Raw genomic sequence first — 15,303 nt, 5'->3', positions numbered from 1 at the left:
ACTATGGTGGCTGAATTGACCGCGCTACGCGATCAAATTGACGAAGTGGATAAGGCGTTGCTGGGGCTACTGGCACGCCGCCTGGAACTGGTAGCAGAAGTTGGCGAAGTCAAAAGCCAGTATGGTTTACCGATTTATGTCCCGGAACGTGAAGCTGCAATGTTGGCTTCACGCCGCAAAGAAGCTGAAGCTTTGGGAGTTCCACCTGATCTGATTGAAGATGTTCTGCGCCGCGTGATGCGAGAGTCTTACTCAAGCGAGAACGACAAAGGTTTCAAAACACTGTTTCCTGCGTTACGCCCGGTGGTTATCGTCGGTGGTGGCGGTCAGATGGGGCGCATGTTTGAAAAGATGCTCACTTTGTCAGGCTATCAGGTTCGTATTCTTGAAAAAGAAGACTGGGCTAAAGCGCCAGAGTTAATGGCTGATTCTGGTATGGTGATTGTGAGTGTTCCGATTCACATCACAGAACAGGTTATCGCTCAATTACCCCGGCTGCCTGATGACTGTATTCTGGTCGATCTCGCATCCGTGAAGAATGGCCCATTGCAAGCTATGTTGGCTGCACATCAGGGACCTGTGCTCGGTCTGCATCCTATGTTTGGCCCTGATAGTGGAAGCCTTGCGAAGCAAGTCGTGGTTTATTGTGATGGTCGCCAGCCGGAAGCGTACCAGTGGTTCCTGGAGCAGATTCAGGTTTGGGGGGCACGTTTACATCGCTCCACCGCAGTTGAACACGATCAGAATATGGCGTTTATTCAGGCGCTGCGCCACTTCGCAACCTTTGCCTATGGTTTGCATCTGGCTGAAGAGAATGTTCAGTTAGAGCAGTTGCTTGCGCTTTCATCGCCGATTTATCGTCTGGAACTGGCAATGGTAGGGCGCTTGTTCGCACAAGATCCGCAGCTTTACGCAGACATTATTATGTCTTCAGAAAGCAATCTGGATCTGATTAAGCGCTATTACAAACGTTTTGGTGAGGCCATAGGCTTACTAGAGCATGGCGATAAACAAGCATTTATCGACAGCTTCCGTAAGGTTGAACACTGGTTTGGTGATTACGCACAGCGCTTCCAGAGTGAAAGCCGCACTTTATTACGCCAGGCTAATGATAGCCGCCCGTAATTGTGAAATAGTTTTATAATTGAAAGCCATCGGGGAAACTCGTTGGCTTTTTTTATTGGCAAAAGGATAGAGAAATGGCACAGCCGCAGGTTCTGTTCGATTACACCGGTCACTTACCTGAATGCCCGACATGGAGTGCAGAAGAAAATTGCCTCTACTGGACAGACATTCTCGAAAATGAAATTCATCGCTATAACGTCGAAAGCAAAAAACACGATGTAATCCAATTTTCAGAGGAAGTCGGCTGTTTTGCTTTATGCGAAACGGGCGGTTTTATTGTTGCGCTGCGAAGTGGAATTTATCTCACGAATCGCACTGGGCTTATCACTCATAAAGTTTGTGATAATCCCAATAATCCGGCTTTGGCTCGTTTTAATGATGGTGGAACTGACAGAGAAGGGCGTTTTTACGCCGGAACATTTTGGGGACCGGGCGATTACAACGGTGCGTTACTGTGCCGCGTGGACAACGATCTGACGCCGCATGTCATCCAACATGATATTCACGGGGCTAATGGTTTAGCGTTTAGTGAAGATAAAAAATGGATGTTTACCTCCGATACCCCAAATCGAGTGATTTACCGAACCCCTTTAAATGAGCAAGGTGAACCGGGCAAACGCGAAGTGTTTAAGCGTTTCGAGCCAGGGCAAGGCATTCCTGACGGCGCCGCAATTGACGTGGAAGGCTGCTACTGGACAGCATTGTTTGATGGTTATCGGATTGCCCGTATATCGCCGACCGGTGAAATACTTGAAGAATACCGTTTACCGGTGCGATGCCCGACAATGGTGTGCTTTGGCGGCGATGATATGAAAACGTTGTTTATCACAACGACGCGAGAAAATATGGATGATGCAGAAGTTGCTGCGAAGCCATTATCTGGGGCGATTTTTATGCTCGGCGTCGCGGTTGCGGGAATGCCCAAACTGAAGTTTAAACAGACGCAGTAAGCCAGCATGGCGCTGGCTTACTGCCAGTGTTATACCGGATCGACAGGCACTACGTTTTCGCTTGGATAGCAGCCGAGCACTTTCATGGAGCGAGTGATTTCACCCAGTTCGCGCAGAGCTTTACGCATCGTTTCATCGTTCAGGTTTGCCTGAACATCCAGATAAAACATCTCTTCCCACGGATTGCCGTTAATCGGGCGAGATTCCAGTTTCGTCATAATCAGATTGTGATTACGCAGAACCAGCAGCGCTTCTACAAGAGCACCGGCTTGTTGACCGGTAGCGATCAGCAAGGTCGTTTTGGCAGGGACCTGGTCGGTCACTTCTACCGCTTTGCGTGCCAACACAATGAAACGGGTAATGTTCTGTGTCTGGTTTGCCAGGTTGCGTTCAAGAACTTGTAAACCATAAAGCGCACCGCCGGCTTCGTTGCCCAGAGCTGCAACAAGTGGAGAATTTGCCTGAGCCACTTTTTCCATCGCCGCAGAGGTGCTTTCGCAATATTCAATTTTCCAGTGCGGGTAGCGATTAATGAACTGGCTGCATTGCTGGAACGGTTGCGGATGACTGTACACCGTCTGGATAGTGTTCAGATCGGTTGTGCCATTAACTAACACACAGTGGTCGATTGGCACGGTCATTTCAGCAACGATAGACAAGCTGGTGTGTTGTAATAAATCGTACACATCATTGATGGCACCTGAGCTGGTGTTTTCTAGCGGTACGACGGCGTAATCGGCCTGGCCCGTTTCAACCTGGTTGAAGATGTCATGGAACTTAGCGCAGCCACTTTCAATAAACTGTTCAAAGTGACGAGCGGCATACTGACGAGCGGCAAGGTGCGAGTAAGAACCTTTTGGGCCGAGGAACGCGATTCGAGCTGATTGCGGATTAGTTTTATTAAGATGCTGCTGCAATAGCGTTTGCTGTGTCAGGACTGAGTCTTCAATGATAAGTTGAAACAGACGAGTGATGTAATGGGCGTCCAGATTATGCGTTTTACCCAGAGTAATCAGGCGCTCCAGCAAATCTCGCTCACGATCGATATCACGCACTGGGCGATGAGTCGCAAGTTTCGCCTTTCCGACTTCTACAGCCAACAAGCGACGTTCTGCCAGCAAAGCCAGCAGTTTTACATCCAGTGCACTGATTTTATCGCGTAGTGCCAGCAATGGGTTTGTCTCACTCATAACGCTACCTTTTTAAATTCCATAAAAAAGGCCTCCCCGCTGGGGGAGGCCTGTTTGTTCGTCTTCGCATTCTTTATCACACGACGAATTGCCTCCCATTCAGGGGAAGGTAAAAAAGAATGCGAAGAAAAACGGAAATAATTTCATGGGCGGTTCCTGATAAGTCGTACAAGTAAGGTACCCGGTCTGTTTTCGCTCTGTCAATAAAAAACGCGCCCGGAGGCGCGTTGGTGTGATTGATAAAGCTAAAATTTACTCTTCTTCAATTTCCGCGATAGCAACGTCTTTCACTGAGCCTGCTGTGCGACGCGCTTCACCTTTGTGTTGCACTTTATTCAACTGCCGCTCCAGTTTGTTAATCAAATCGTTGATAGCCGTATACATATCATCGTGTTTAGCGCTCGCTACGAGCTGGCCGTTTGGCGTATTAATGGTGGCATCAGCCACAAATCCTTTCGGTTCTTTGGACAAAACAATGTGTGGATTAATTAGATGAGTTTGCCACTTGTCCAGTTTAGTGAGACGGTCTGCGACGTGCTGACGAATAGCTGGGGTGATTTCCATTTGCTTGCTGGTAATGTTCATTGTCATAAAGTTACCTCTTGTCTTTCCCGTCTTGGTAACTCCAGCATACCTTTCTGAATGTCAAAATGCGTGATGTGAATCACACTATTTTGTCACATTTTGTCAGCAAACCCTTTTTGTGAGGCAGGACAGGATCTCTGTTTTTAAAGCTTGTGGAACGAAGAAATTGCGTCCATATTTGATGGGATGACCTGACGCTAAACCGTTTCAGTTTGGTGTTTCAGGCAATAAAAATGGCAGCCACCAGGGCTGCCATTTTGTTTTTATAAATCAGCGAATCAGGCTTTGCTGCTATTAGCCGCGATAATTTTAGCAACTTTATCGGCCTGAGCCGGCATTTGCATTTCGCGGTAAGCATTTTCCATCAACTTCAGACCATCACGAGTGGCCTGAGTATCAGGGAAATCGCGCAACATTCCTTCGACACGGTTAACTACTGCAACCCACGCGCCGCGTTTAGTGTAGTATTGCGCCACCGAAAGCTCATATTTCGCTAAACGATCTTTCAGGAACACCAGACGCTTGGTGGCATCGGTGACATACTGGCTGTTCGGATAACCACGAACCAGTTTAGAGAAATCGTTGAAAGCATCACGAGCATGAGCAGGATCTCGGTCTGAACGATCTACACCGAAGAAACCTTGTAATGCGCTATCATCCAACGCCATATCCGTCAGACCACGCATGTAAAGTACGTAGTCGATGTTTGGATGGGTAGGATTCAGACGCATAAAGCGATCGATCGCAGCCTGAGCCAGCGGCAAATCAGCGTTCTTATAGTAAGCGTAAATAAGATCTAACTGCACTTGCTGTGAGTAAGGCCCGAACGGATAACGGTTATCCAGCGCTTCCAGTTGCGTTATCGCCGCTTTAAAGTTACCGTCCTGCAACTTTTGCTGGGCAGTCGCATAGATCTCAGAAGGTGGATTATCAGGAACCTCATCCTTGGAACTGGAGCAACCAGCCAAAGCCAGGCTCAACGTGGCTGCTGCCACCAGATATTTCATACGCGTCATGACGTTTTGACTTTCCTCAGAATGTTATCCGGGAGGCTCACAGTACCAGCTCCCGATAAAGACCAGCTACAATAGCACACTATATTAAACGGCATTGCCGTAAAACCCAACGTTAACGAAGAAGCTGTCTATGGCACAACTAGTACAACTCACCGCAACAGTGTCCGAATCTCAACTCGGTCAACGCTTAGATCAAGCTTTGGCCGAATTGTTCCCTGATTATTCACGATCGCGCATAAAAGAATGGATTCTTGAACAACGCGTGCTGGTCAACGGCACGATCAGCGACAAGCCAAAAGAAAAAGTATTGGGTGGCGAGAGCGTCACAATCAATGCAGAAATCGAAGAGGATGTGCGCTGGGAACCACAAGATATCCCGCTTAATATTGTCTATGAAGATGACGATATTCTGGTGATTAACAAGCCGCGAGATTTCGTTGTGCATCCTGGTGCGGGTAATCCTGACGGAACCGTACTAAATGCACTGCTGCATTATTATCCACCGATTGCCGATGTGCCGCGTGCGGGCATTGTGCATCGTCTGGATAAAGACACCACCGGTTTGATGGTGGTGGCGAAAACAGTACCGGCGCAAACTCACCTGGTTGAGGCTTTGCAATTACGCGAAATCACGCGTGAGTATGAAGCAGTCGCAATTGGTCATATGACGGCAGGTGGCACAGTAGATGAGCCAATCAGTCGCCATTCGACCAAACGTACACATATGGCTGTGCATCCAATGGGTAAACCTGCGGTTACACACTATCGAATCATGGAGCATTTCCGTGTTCATACGCGTCTGCGCCTGCGTCTGGAAACCGGTCGTACTCACCAGATTCGTGTACACATGTCGCATATCACTCATCCGTTGGTTGGCGATCAGCTTTATGGCGGTCGTCCACGCCCACCAAAAGGTGCATCGGAAGAGTTTGTCAGCGTGCTGCGTAAGTTTGACAGGCAGGCTTTACACGCAACTATGCTGCGCCTCCATCACCCGATCAGCGGTATGTTGATGGAATGGCATGCGCCAATTCCTCAGGATATGGTCGAGTTAATTGAAGCGTTGCGCGTTGATACAGAACTCCACAAGGACCAACTGGACTGGCTATGAGTAAATTGATCGTCCCGCATTGGCCGCTTACTCAAGGAGTGGCTGCGTGCAGTTCGACACGTATTGGCGGCGTGAGTCAGCCGCCTTACGACTCGCTTAATCTGGGTGCTCACTGCGGTGATAATCTGGATGATGTCGAAGAAAACCGTCGCCTTTTCTTTGCCGCAGCAATGTTGCCCTCTAAGCCTGTTTGGTTAGAGCAGGTTCACGGCAAAGAAGTATTAAAGCTGACCGGTGAACCTTATCTGTCCAAACGTGCTGATGCTTCATATAGCTCAACGCCAGGTACTGTTTGTGCGGTAATGACTGCTGATTGCCTGCCGGTGCTATTCTGTAATAAGGCCGGAACGGAAGTTGCGGCTGCTCATGCTGGATGGCGCGGCCTGTGCGAAGGCGTTCTTGAAGAAACCGTAGCTTGTTTTAAAGACGCGCCAGAAAATATTATGGCGTGGCTTGGCCCGGCTATCGGACCTGAAGCATTTGAAGTTGGCCCTGAAGTGCGTGAAGCGTTTATGGCCAAAGATATTCAGGCCGACAGCGCATTTCGCCCGTCTGGGGATAAATACCTCGCAGACATCTACGCGCTGGCCCGCCAGCGTTTGTCAGCTGTAGGCATTACCCAAATTTATGGTGGCGACCGTTGTACCTACAGCGAAGCGGATGATTTTTTCTCATATCGACGCGACAGAACCGCAGGCCGTATGGCAAGTTTCATTTGGCTGATATAACTTATTGAATCAAGACGATCCAGCGCAGGTAACAAACGCTTCAAATATTTCAGGTCATTAACCTTGAATAATTGAGGGATGACCTCATTTAATCTCCAGTAGCAAATTTGACCTGTTTATGGGAGGAGTTATGCGTCTGGATCGTCTTACTAATAAATTCCAGCTTGCTCTCGCCGATGCCCAATCTTTAGCTCTCGGGCACGACAACCAATTTATCGAACCCCTTCACTTGATGAGCGCTTTGCTCAATCAGGAAGGCGGATCTGTACGCCCTTTACTGACATCTGCTGGTGTAAATGCCGGAAAGCTGCGTACTGAGATCGAGCAAGCATTAAGCCGTTTGCCACAAGTTGAAGGGACGGGCGGTGACGTTCAGCCTTCTCAGGATTTAGTCCGTGCATTAAACCTGTGTGACAAACTGGCGCAAAAAAGAAATGACAACTTCATTTCGTCAGAGTTATTTGTTCTGGCAGCACTTGAATCACGCGGAACATTAACTGATTTACTGAAATCAGCGGGTGCTACCACGGCAAATGTGACAGCAGCAATTGAGCAAATGCGTGGAGGCGAGAACGTGAATGATCAAGGTGCCGAAGACCAACGTCAGGCATTGAAAAAATATACCGTCGATCTGACCGAGCGTGCGGAACAAGGCAAGCTCGATCCGGTGATTGGCCGTGATGAAGAAATTCGTCGTACTATTCAGGTATTGCAACGTCGTACCAAAAACAACCCGGTATTAATCGGTGAACCAGGTGTGGGTAAAACCGCCATCGTTGAAGGCCTGGCGCAGCGCATTATTAATGGTGAAGTGCCGGAAGGTTTGAAAGGGCGTCGTGTATTGGCTCTGGATATGGGCTCGCTGGTGGCTGGTGCGAAATATCGTGGCGAATTTGAAGAACGTCTTAAAGGTGTGTTGAACGACCTTTCTAAACAGGAAGGTAATGTCATCCTGTTTATTGACGAATTGCACACCATGGTTGGTGCAGGTAAAGCTGACGGTGCAATGGATGCGGGCAACATGCTCAAACCAGCACTGGCTCGCGGTGAACTTCATTGCGTCGGTGCGACCACACTTGATGAATATCGTCAGTATATAGAGAAGGATGCGGCACTTGAGCGTCGCTTCCAGAAAGTATTTGTTGCCGAGCCTACTGTAGAAGACACCATCGCGATTTTGCGTGGGCTGAAAGAACGCTACGAATTGCACCACCACGTGCAAATTACGGACCCGGCGATTGTTGCGGCTGCGACGCTATCGCACCGTTACATCGCTGACCGTCAGCTGCCGGATAAAGCCATCGACCTGATTGATGAAGCGGCTTCCAGCATTCGTATGCAGATTGACTCGAAGCCAGAAGAGCTTGACCGTCTGGATCGTCGAATTATCCAACTCAAACTGGAACAGCAGGCACTGAAGAAAGAGTCTGACGAAGCCAGCCAGAAACGTTTAAGTATGCTTGAAGAAGAGTTAGGGCAAAAAGAGCGTGAGTATTCCGTGCTGGAAGAAGAGTGGAAAGCTGAGAAAGCATCCCTTTCTGGTGAACAGACAATTAAAGCGGAGCTGGAGCAGGCGAAAATTGCCATTGAACAGGCTCGCCGTGTCGGCGACCTGGCCAGAATGTCTGAATTGCAATACGGGAAAATTCCTGAGCTTGAGAAACAGCTTGCAGCTGCCACTCAGAATGAAGGGAAAACCATGCGTCTTTTGCGTAATAAAGTCACTGATGCAGAAATTGCGGAAGTGCTGGCACGCTGGACGGGGATCCCTGTGGCGCGAATGCTTGAAGGTGAGCGCGAGAAACTGCTGCGTATGGAACAACAACTTCATACTCGTGTTATTGGGCAGAATGAAGCGGTTGAAGCCGTATCGAATGCAATTCGCCGTAGCCGTGCGGGCTTGTCTGACCCGAACCGCCCAATAGGCTCGTTCCTGTTCCTTGGGCCAACGGGTGTAGGTAAAACCGAACTGTGCAAAGCGCTGGCGAACTTTATGTTTGATAGCGATGACGCAATGGTGCGTATCGATATGTCCGAGTTTATGGAAAAACACTCGGTCTCTCGTTTGGTCGGTGCGCCTCCGGGGTATGTTGGTTACGAAGAGGGCGGTTATCTGACAGAAGCGGTTCGTCGTCGTCCTTACTCTGTCATTCTGTTGGATGAAGTTGAGAAGGCGCACCCGGATGTGTTCAACATCCTATTACAGGTGCTGGACGACGGACGCCTGACTGATGGGCAGGGGAGAACGGTCGACTTCCGTAATACGGTTGTGATTATGACCTCTAACCTCGGTTCCGATTTGATTCAGGAACGTTTCGGCGAGTTGGATTATGGTCATATGAAGGACATTGTACTTGGCGTTGTTAGCCAGAACTTCCGTCCTGAATTCGTTAACCGTATAGATGAAGTCGTGGTGTTCCATCCTCTGGGTGAAAAACACATCGCTTCTATCGCGCAGATTCAGTTGCAGCGTTTGTATAAACGTCTCGAAGACCGTGGCTATGAAGTCACTATCTCTGAAGAGGCTCTGAAGCTGCTTAGCGAGAATGGTTATGACCCGGTGTATGGTGCAAGACCGTTGAAACGAGCCATCCAGCAGCAAATTGAGAACCCGCTTGCTCAGCAAATCCTTTCTGGAGAGCTGATTCCTGGGAAATCTGTGCATCTGGAAGTAAAAGACAATCATATTGTGGCAGTGCAGTAAGTCACAAAAAAGATAAAACGAGCCCTTTGGGGCTCGTTTTTGTTTAAAAACCAGGCGATGTGAGAGTTTTTAAAGGTGTGTTGCCTGGAAAGTGAGCGGTCGATAAGTATTTTGTATTTTAGTACTTGTCAGCCTCCAGAAAATCCCTATACTGCGCCTCCACTGACACGGCACAACGGCTTACAAACCGGCCCGTCACTCAGATGAAAAGCGAAAATAAACGCTTGACTCTGAAAGAGGAAAGCGTAATATACGCCACCTCGAGTTAGCAAGCGAAAGCGCGTAACTCACTGCTCTTTAACAATTTATCAGACAATCTGTGTGGGCACTCGCAGGATTGATATCTCAGATACCTTCGGGTATCAAAAAAATATCAAGTCTTGAAGAGTGACCAAGCAGTAATTCATTTAGTTGAATTATTACGAAAGTTAATTTTTGAGCACCGCTTCACGAGTTGAAGCAAATCAAGCTTTTAATTGAAGAGTTTGATCATGGCTCAGATTGAACGCTGGCGGCAGGCCTAACACATGCAAGTCGAGCGGTAGCACAGGGAGCTTGCTCCTGGGTGACGAGCGGCGGACGGGTGAGTAATGTCTGGGAAACTGCCTGATGGAGGGGGATAACTACTGGAAACGGTAGCTAATACCGCATAACGTCTTCGGACCAAAGAGGGGGACCTTCGGGCCTCTTGCCATCAGATGTGCCCAGATGGGATTAGCTAGTAGGTGAGGTAATGGCTCACCTAGGCGACGATCCCTAGCTGGTCTGAGAGGATGACCAGCCACACTGGAACTGAGACACGGTCCAGACTCCTACGGGAGGCAGCAGTGGGGAATATTGCACAATGGGCGCAAGCCTGATGCAGCCATGCCGCGTGTATGAAGAAGGCCTTCGGGTTGTAAAGTACTTTCAGCGAGGAGGAAGGCATTGTGGTTAATAACCGCAGTGATTGACGTTACTCGCAGAAGAAGCACCGGCTAACTCCGTGCCAGCAGCCGCGGTAATACGGAGGGTGCAAGCGTTAATCGGAATTACTGGGCGTAAAGCGCACGCAGGCGGTCTGTCAAGTCGGATGTGAAATCCCCGGGCTCAACCTGGGAACTGCATTCGAAACTGGCAGGCTAGAGTCTTGTAGAGGGGGGTAGAATTCCAGGTGTAGCGGTGAAATGCGTAGAGATCTGGAGGAATACCGGTGGCGAAGGCGGCCCCCTGGACAAAGACTGACGCTCAGGTGCGAAAGCGTGGGGAGCAAACAGGATTAGATACCCTGGTAGTCCACGCCGTAAACGATGTCGACTTGGAGGTTGTTCCCTTGAGGAGTGGCTTCCGGAGCTAACGCGTTAAGTCGACCGCCTGGGGAGTACGGCCGCAAGGTTAAAACTCAAATGAATTGACGGGGGCCCGCACAAGCGGTGGAGCATGTGGTTTAATTCGATGCAACGCGAAGAACCTTACCTACTCTTGACATCCACGGAATTCGGCAGAGATGCCTTAGTGCCTTCGGGAACCGTGAGACAGGTGCTGCATGGCTGTCGTCAGCTCGTGTTGTGAAATGTTGGGTTAAGTCCCGCAACGAGCGCAACCCTTATCCTTTGTTGCCAGCGGTTCGGCCGGGAACTCAAAGGAGACTGCCAGTGATAAACTGGAGGAAGGTGGGGATGACGTCAAGTCATCATGGCCCTTACGAGTAGGGCTACACACGTGCTACAATGGCGCATACAAAGAGAAGCGACCTCGCGAGAGCAAGCGGACCTCATAAAGTGCGTCGTAGTCCGGATCGGAGTCTGCAACTCGACTCCGTGAAGTCGGAATCGCTAGTAATCGTAGATCAGAATGCTACGGTGAATACGTTCCCGGGCCTTGTACACACCGCCCGTCACACCATGGGAGTGGGTTGCAAAAGAAGTAGGTAGCTTAACCTTCGGGAGGGCGCTTACCACTTTGTGATTCATGACTGGGGTGAAGTCGTAACAAGGTAACCGTAGGGGAACCTGCGGTTGGATCACCTCCTTACCTGAAAGATACGAACTTGCGTAGTGCTCACACAGATTGTCTGATAGAAAACGAGCAGTAAAACCTTATAGGCTTGTAGCTCAGGTGGTTAGAGCGCACCCCTGATAAGGGTGAGGTCGGTGGTTCAAGTCCACTCAGGCCTACCAGATTCTCCGCTATCCTGCGTTACAGCATCACTCGCATATTTCAATATGCTTCGTGACGCTGCGCCTTGACTAGCGAATAATTCACGGTAAATCAAAGGTTTTACGAAATCGATGGGGCTATAGCTCAGCTGGGAGAGCGCCTGCCTTGCACGCAGGAGGTCAGCGGTTCGATCCCGCTTAGCTCCACCATCATTTCATGCTCACCCAATACTTCTAAGTGTACTGTTTAACAGTGTGCTGAGAAGTATTTGCTCTTTAAAAATCCGGAACAAGCTGAAAATTGAAACGACATGTCGTCTCATTCCTCCGTAATAAGGAATGGGAATACGATATGTTCGAGTCTCTCAAATTTTCACAACATCGATTGTGTCTCACGAGACATCTTCGGGTTGTGAGGTTAAGCGACTAAGCGTACACGGTGGATGCCCTGGCAGTCAGAGGCGATGAAGGACGTGCTAATCTGCGATAAGCGTCGGTAAGGTGATATGAACCGTTATAACCGACGATTTCCGAATGGGGAAACCCAGTGTGATTCGTCACACTATCGTTAAGTGAATACATAGCTTAACGAAGCGAACCGGGGGAACTGAAACATCTAAGTACCCCGAGGAAAAGAAATCAACCGAGATTCCCCCAGTAGCGGCGAGCGAACGGGGAGCAGCCCAGAGTCTGAATCAGTTTGTGTATTAGTGGAAGCGTCTGGAAAGTCGCAGGGTACAGGGTGATACTCCCGTACACAAAAATGCACATGCTGTGAACTCGAAGAGTAGGGCGGGACACGTGGTATCCTGTCTGAATATGGGGGGACCATCCTCCAAGGCTAAATACTCCTGACTGACCGATAGTGAACCAGTACCGTGAGGGAAAGGCGAAAAGAACCCCGGCGAGGGGAGTGAAACAGAACCTGAAACCGTGTACGTACAAGCAGTGGGAGCCTCTTTTATGGGGTGACTGCGTACCTTTTGTATAATGGGTCAGCGACTTATATTCTGTAGCAAGGTTAACCGTATAGGGGAGCCGCAGGGAAACCGAGTCTTAACTGGGCGTTAAGTTGCAGGGTATAGACCCGAAACCCGGTGATCTAGCCATGGGCAGGTTGAAGGTTGGGTAACACTAACTGGAGGACCGAACCGACTAATGTTGAAAAATTAGCGGATGACTTGTGGCTGGGGGTGAAAGGCCAATCAAACCGGGAGATAGCTGGTTCTCCCCGAAAGCTATTTAGGTAGCGCCTCGTGAACTCATCTTCGGGGGTAGAGCACTGTTTCGGCTAGGGGGCCATCCCGGCTTACCAACCCGATGCAAACTACGAATACCGAAGAATGTTATCACGGGAGACACACGGCGGGTGCTAACGTCCGTCGTGAAGAGGGAAACAACCCAGACCGCCAGCTAAGGTCCCAAAGTCATGGTTAAGTGGGAAACGATGTGGGAAGGCACAGACAGCCAGGATGTTGGCTTAGAAGCAGCCATCATTTAAAGAAAGCGTAATAGCTCACTGGTCGAGTCGGCCTGCGCGGAAGATGTAACGGGGCTAAACCATGCACCGAAGCTGCGGCAGCGACGCTTATGCGTTGTTGGGTAGGGGAGCGTTCTGTAAGCCGTTGAAGCTGGACTGTGAGGTCTGGTGGAGGTATCAGAAGTGCGAATGCTGACATAAGTAACGATAAAGCGGGTGAAAAACCCGCTCGCCGGAAGACCAAGGGTTCCTGTCCAACGTTAATCGGGGCAGGGTGAGTCGACCCCTAAGGCGAGGCCGAAAGGCGTAGTCGATGGGAAACAGGTTAATATTCCTGTACTCGGTGTTACTGCGAAGGGGGGACGGAGAGGGCTATGTTAGCCGGGCGACGGTTGTCCCGGTTTAAGCATGTAGGCGGAGAGTTTAGGTAAATCCGGACTCTTATCTAACGCTGAGGTGTGATGACGAGGCACTACGGTGCTGAAGTAACAAATGCCGCACTTCCAGGAAAAGCCTCTAAGCATCAGGTAACAACGAATCGTACCCCAAACCGACACAGGTGGTCAGGTAGAGAATACCAAGGCGCTTGAGAGAACTCGGGTGAAGGAACTAGGCAAAATGGTGCCGTAACTTCGGGAGAAGGCACGCTGTCGGTAGGTGAAGTCCCTCGCGGATGGAGCTGAAGGCAGTCGAAGATACCAGCTGGCTGCAACTGTTTATTAAAAACACAGCACTGTGCAAACACGAAAGTGGACGTATACGGTGTGACGCCTGCCCGGTGCCGGAAGGTTAATTGATGGGGTTAAGCGCAAGCTGAAGCTCTTGATCGAAGCCCCGGTAAACGGCGGCCGTAACTATAACGGTCCTAAGGTAGCGAAATTCCTTGTCGGGTAAGTTCCGACCTGCACGAATGGCGTAATGATGGCCAGGCTGTCTCCACCCGAGACTCAGTGAAATTGAAATCGCTGTGAAGATGCAGTGTACCCGCGGCAAGACGGAAAGACCCCGTGAACCTTTACTATAGCTTGACACTGAACATTGAGCCTTGATGTGTAGGATAGGTGGGAGGCTTTGAAGTGTGGACGCCAGTCTGCATGGAGCCAACCTTGAAATACCACCCTTTAATGTTTGATGTTCTAACGTAGACCCGTGATCCGGGTTGCGGACAGTGTCTGGTGGGTAGTTTGACTGGGGCGGTCTCCTCCTAAAGCGTAACGGAGGAGCACGAAGGTTAGCTAATCACGGTCGGACATCGTGAGGTTAGTGCAAAGGCATAAGCTAGCTTGACTGCGAGAGTGACGGCTCGAGCAGGTGCGAAAGCAGGTCTTAGTGATCCGGTGGTTCTGAATGGAAGGGCCATCGCTCAACGGATAAAAGGTACTCCGGGGATAACAGGCTGATACCGCCCAAGAGTTCATATCGACGGCGGTGTTTGGCACCTCGATGTCGGCTCATCACATCCTGGGGCTGAAGTAGGTCCCAAGGGTATGGCTGTTCGCCATTTAAAGTGGTACGCGAGCTGGGTTTAGAACGTCGTGAGACAGTTCGGTCCCTATCTGCCGTGGGCGCTGGAGAATTGAGGGGGGCTGCTCCTAGTACGAGAGGACCGGAGTGGACGCATCACTGGTGTTCGGGTTGTCATGCCAATGGCATTGCCCGGTAGCTAAATGCGGAAAAGATAAGCGCTGAAAGCATCTAAGCGCGAAACTTGCCCCGAGATGAGTTCTCCCTGACCCTTTAAGGGTCCTGAAGGAACGTTGAAGACTACGACGTTGATAGGCTGGGTGTGTAAGCGTAGCGATACGTTGAGCTAACCAGTACTAATGATCCGTGAGGCTTAACCTTACAACACCGAAGGTGTTTTGGTTGAGAGACTAAGATATTTAATTTTCAGCTTGAACCGAGATTTTAAGTCGATGGTTGTGTGAACAGCATAACGGTTGATGAAACAGAATATGCCTGGCGGCAGTAGCGCGGTGGTCCCACCTGACCCCATGCCGAACTCAGAAGTGAAACGCCGTAGCGCCGATGGTAGTGTGGGGTCTCCCCATGCGAGAGTAGGGAACTGCCAGGCTCCAAATAAGTGTAAAGCCCTGTACTGACGTACAGGGCTTTTTGCTGTCTGTGATTTATGAAATTTTCTCGCAATCCACTTTAAAAGATTAGCCTGCTCACAATTTTTTAAGCAACTACATCGAAACAGATAACTCTGAGTCGCATCTGTTTTATCTCCTGCTTTACTGGATCTTTGGGCGTTCGCCTATTCAGGAAGACAG

General features: G+C 49.8%; 9 protein-coding genes, 2 tRNA genes, 3 rRNA genes and 1 other annotated feature. Of the genes, 10 read left to right on the top strand and 4 right to left on the bottom strand.

Annotation, left to right across the window (positions count from 1 at the left end):
* The first annotated feature begins 3 nt into the window (after positions 1-3).
* The gene (gene tyrA, locus AC0IWZ_RS15980; protein ID WP_471678937.1) at positions 4-1,125 is read left to right on the top strand and encodes a bifunctional chorismate mutase/prephenate dehydrogenase; all 1,122 of its coding nucleotides are present in this window, start codon (positions 4-6) and stop codon (positions 1,123-1,125) included.
* A gap of 74 nt (positions 1,126-1,199) precedes the next feature.
* Positions 1,200-2,075, top strand: coding sequence for an SMP-30/gluconolactonase/LRE family protein (locus AC0IWZ_RS15975; protein ID WP_471678938.1), 876 nt, complete (start codon positions 1,200-1,202; stop codon positions 2,073-2,075).
* 29 nt (positions 2,076-2,104) lie between these two features.
* On the opposite strand, the gene pheA is transcribed toward AC0IWZ_RS15975, so the two are convergent.
* From pheA to bamD, 4 genes are all read right to left on the bottom strand, one after another.
* Positions 2,105-3,265: a bifunctional chorismate mutase/prephenate dehydratase gene (gene pheA / locus AC0IWZ_RS15970; RefSeq protein WP_471678939.1), complete on the bottom strand. Its 1,161-nt coding sequence runs from the start codon at positions 3,263-3,265 to the stop codon at positions 2,105-2,107.
* 21 nt (positions 3,266-3,286) lie between these two features.
* Positions 3,287-3,413: a sequence feature (Phe leader region), on the bottom strand.
* Positions 3,365-3,412 (bottom strand): pheA operon leader peptide PheL, encoded by a 48-nt coding sequence (gene pheL, locus AC0IWZ_RS15965; RefSeq protein WP_193216298.1) that lies wholly within the window; start codon positions 3,410-3,412, stop codon positions 3,365-3,367. Its footprint overlaps the feature before it by 48 nt.
* Positions 3,414-3,517: 104 nt before the next feature.
* Positions 3,518-3,856, bottom strand: a complete 339-nt coding sequence (gene raiA / locus AC0IWZ_RS15960; RefSeq protein ID WP_034457302.1) for a ribosome-associated translation inhibitor RaiA — start codon at positions 3,854-3,856, stop codon at positions 3,518-3,520.
* 272 nt (positions 3,857-4,128) lie between these two features.
* The gene (gene bamD / locus AC0IWZ_RS15955; RefSeq protein ID WP_034497781.1) at positions 4,129-4,866 is read right to left on the bottom strand and encodes an outer membrane protein assembly factor BamD; all 738 of its coding nucleotides are present in this window, start codon (positions 4,864-4,866) and stop codon (positions 4,129-4,131) included.
* Positions 4,867-4,996: 130 nt separating this feature from the next.
* Here bamD and rluD point away from each other — a divergent pair, with 130 nt between their 5' ends.
* From rluD to rrf, 8 genes are all read left to right on the top strand, one after another.
* Positions 4,997-5,977 (top strand): 23S rRNA pseudouridine(1911/1915/1917) synthase RluD, encoded by a 981-nt coding sequence (rluD, locus tag AC0IWZ_RS15950; RefSeq protein ID WP_034497779.1) that lies wholly within the window; start codon positions 4,997-4,999, stop codon positions 5,975-5,977.
* A complete protein-coding gene (gene yfiH, locus AC0IWZ_RS15945) occupies positions 5,974-6,705 on the top strand; it encodes a purine nucleoside phosphorylase YfiH (protein ID WP_471678940.1) in 732 nt (243 codons plus the stop codon). The genes rluD and yfiH overlap by 4 nt, the downstream gene beginning before the upstream one ends.
* A 130-nt stretch (positions 6,706-6,835) precedes the next feature.
* Positions 6,836-9,409, top strand: coding sequence for an ATP-dependent chaperone ClpB (clpB, locus tag AC0IWZ_RS15940; protein ID WP_410373998.1), 2,574 nt, complete (start codon positions 6,836-6,838; stop codon positions 9,407-9,409).
* A 473-nt stretch (positions 9,410-9,882) separates the two neighbouring features.
* Positions 9,883-11,422, top strand: a 16S ribosomal RNA gene (locus AC0IWZ_RS15935).
* 69 nt (positions 11,423-11,491) lie between these two features.
* A tRNA-Ile gene (locus AC0IWZ_RS15930) sits at positions 11,492-11,568 on the top strand.
* A gap of 113 nt (positions 11,569-11,681) precedes the next feature.
* Positions 11,682-11,757 (top strand) — tRNA-Ala (locus tag AC0IWZ_RS15925).
* 206 nt (positions 11,758-11,963) lie between these two features.
* Positions 11,964-14,872: ribosomal RNA gene (locus tag AC0IWZ_RS15920) — 23S ribosomal RNA — on the top strand.
* A gap of 113 nt (positions 14,873-14,985) precedes the next feature.
* Positions 14,986-15,101 (top strand): 5S ribosomal RNA (gene rrf, locus AC0IWZ_RS15915).
* Together the 16S, 23S and 5S rRNA genes with 2 tRNA genes alongside form the textbook arrangement of a ribosomal RNA operon.
* Positions 15,102-15,303 lie beyond the last annotated feature (202 nt).

The sequence above is a fragment of the Buttiauxella sp. AC142 genome (assembly GCF_979253435.1).
The sequence above is the reverse complement of the archived record's forward strand: the minus strand, read 5'-3'. Positions and strand labels throughout refer to the sequence as shown.

Coding starts and splice junctions, on each gene's coding strand:
- tyrA (WP_471678937.1), top strand. CDS start 4: ATGGTGGCTGAATTGACCGCGCTACGCGATCAAATTGACGAAGTGGAT.
- AC0IWZ_RS15975 (WP_471678938.1), top strand. CDS start 1,200: ATGGCACAGCCGCAGGTTCTGTTCGATTACACCGGTCACTTACCTGAA.
- pheA (WP_471678939.1), bottom strand. CDS start 3,265: ATGAGTGAGACAAACCCATTGCTGGCACTACGCGATAAAATCAGTGCA.
- raiA (WP_034457302.1), bottom strand. CDS start 3,856: ATGACAATGAACATTACCAGCAAGCAAATGGAAATCACCCCAGCTATT.
- bamD (WP_034497781.1), bottom strand. CDS start 4,866: ATGACGCGTATGAAATATCTGGTGGCAGCAGCCACGTTGAGCCTGGCT.
- rluD (WP_034497779.1), top strand. CDS start 4,997: ATGGCACAACTAGTACAACTCACCGCAACAGTGTCCGAATCTCAACTC.
- yfiH (WP_471678940.1), top strand. CDS start 5,974: ATGAGTAAATTGATCGTCCCGCATTGGCCGCTTACTCAAGGAGTGGCT.
- clpB (WP_410373998.1), top strand. CDS start 6,836: ATGCGTCTGGATCGTCTTACTAATAAATTCCAGCTTGCTCTCGCCGAT.